Consider the following 2,149-nt stretch of genomic DNA (forward strand, 5'->3'; position numbering starts at 1 on the left):
AAGAAGTATTTCAATATTAAATTGGTAAAGCTACTGGTTTTTGTTTGTATAACTCACTTCGACCTCTCAACCAGCTAATTAATAATAAGAAAAGAATAATAATGTTTATTCCCATTGCGATAATCAATAACCACCCTCCTCCATCCTGTTCATAAATGAATCCAGCTATTGGACTTATTATTACTCCTAATGCTTGTATTGCCATTCCTAATATCGCCATCACTTTACCTGTATGTTTTCGAGGTAATTTTCGTCCAACAGCTCCCCAAGCTATTGTTCTCCAGATAACATCATTACCTGCTTTGATTATAACAGCAATAAAAGCTGTACTAGAAATAAGTGTCAATAAAAGTTCATTAGACTGAAAATTAATCCAGACGGGGAACATAGGAGAATTGAACAGTAAGAATATAGAAAATGGTAGAAATAAATAAGCTAAGAACATAATTTTAGCATCATTGGTAGTTCGGTCCAGAAGTGCTCCTGCAGCTAATCCCCCTATAATCCCTAAGATTGTTGCCCCTATCATCGTATAATTTAGTGTGTTATAGTTCATTCCTACCTCTTCATTTAGAAAGAAATTTTGAGCGAATTGATAATTAATATCACTGGCTACATCCAAGAGAAATACTATGAAAAATAGTGGAATCGTCGCTAACAACACTTTCAGTCCAGTAGAATACTGTATAATTAAATCTTGAGCCAATCCATTTTTTTCACTTATTTCATTAGCATTTTCTATCTTGATTTGTTCTAAAAAGATTAATCGAATTAAGAAATCTATCAGACTCGCAATTCCTGCCATAAAAAAGAATATGCGAAGACCTTCCACAAATCCATCTATAATCAAAAATCCAACTAGAAAAAGGCCCAAAATACCAAAAAATCCTGTTAATGTAAAAAGACTCGTACCAGTTCCCATCTGTTCTTTTGGTAAAGACTCAAACAGGATAGGGTCGATGGATGCTTGACAGAATTGTGCCAGTGAGAAAATTGTCCATACAAATATTAAACTAATGAATGTATCGACAAAAGGCATGAGAAACATCGCTATAGCTATAAAAAATTTATTAAAGGTAGCCATATAACGTCTGTGATGAATATGTTTATCTGCCCAATATCCTCCGATCATTGTGAAAAATAAGCCAATAAGCATTGACCAACCGTTTGCTATGCCTAATTCTATATAGGTTAATCCAACATCTCGAAAAAATAAATTTAGATATACCCATGCTGCAAGAAAAAGTGATCCTGTATAGTTTGTAAGAAGAATTACCACGAAATTTCGGGATTGGAAGACTTTTCTCAAGCTTTGAAGATAGGATTGGGGTTTTGTCTCTGTCATGATTAAATCGACGTTATCCCCCTATCATTATAAAACGATTTGAATGTGGTAATTAAACCGTTCAAACATTGATAAATAGAAATTTAGTATTTTGTTTCCATGATGAAGTATGTATATGTGCTAGTTCCAGAGGGTAAACCTTATCAATAATGAGATTATTATCCACTAATTCATGAACATCAACAACCATTCTTAAACCAAATTTGGCCCAGAATAAGGAGGAATTAATTTATGTTTGAAGAAACATTAGATCCCAAAGATTGGGAAGAACAGAGAAAAATAGGGCATCAGATTATTGATGATATGATCGAACATCTGAAAAATATCCGAGAAAAACCCGTATGGCAACCTATCCCATTAGAAATTAAAGATAAAATGCGAAAGCCAATACCTAAAGAACATCAGAAAATCAGCGCAATTTATAATGACATAAGAGAAATGATAATACCTTATACGCTAGGAAATACCCACCCCTGTTTCTGGGGATGGGTTGTGGGAACAGGTACGTTATTTGGTGCTTATGGAGACCTAATTGCATCCGCCCTAAATCAACCTTCTGGAGGGTTGGAACATATTGCAAATTATGTTGAGTACCAAGTTATTGAGTGGGTCAAAGAAATGTTAGCTTATGACCCACAAGCATCGGGACTGATAACTAGAGGGGCTTCTATGGCAAGTCTTGTCGGATTAACTGTGGCACGAAATCTAAAAACGGGCTATAATGTGCGAGAAAAAGGCTTACAATCATTAAATGCTAAAATAACATATTATTGTTCTACAGAGGGGCATAGCTGTCTTCAGAAG

At 34.7% G+C, this 2,149-nt stretch carries 2 protein-coding genes; one reads left to right on the forward strand and one right to left on the reverse strand.

The annotated features are described in order from the left end of the window. Positions 1 to 16 precede the first annotated feature (16 nt). Positions 17 to 1,345 carry an MFS transporter gene (locus ACWVCY_RS01790; RefSeq protein WP_455139889.1) on the reverse strand — a complete coding sequence of 443 codons (1,329 nt, stop codon included), beginning with the start codon at positions 1,343 to 1,345 and terminating at the stop codon, positions 17 to 19. 231 nt (positions 1,346 to 1,576) lie between these two features. On the opposite strand from ACWVCY_RS01790, the gene ACWVCY_RS01795 reads away from it, so the two are divergent. Beyond that, a partial coding sequence (locus tag ACWVCY_RS01795) for a pyridoxal-dependent decarboxylase (RefSeq protein WP_455139891.1) occupies positions 1,577 to 2,149 on the forward strand: 573 nt, incomplete at its 3' end.

It is taken from the genome of Candidatus Hodarchaeum mangrovi, assembly GCF_975850365.1.

What these genes read in the sequence shown, in the direction of transcription:
- ACWVCY_RS01790 (WP_455139889.1), bottom strand. Translation starts at nt 1,345, where the DNA reads ATGACAGAGACAAAACCCCAATCCTATCTTCAAAGCTTGAGAAAAGTC.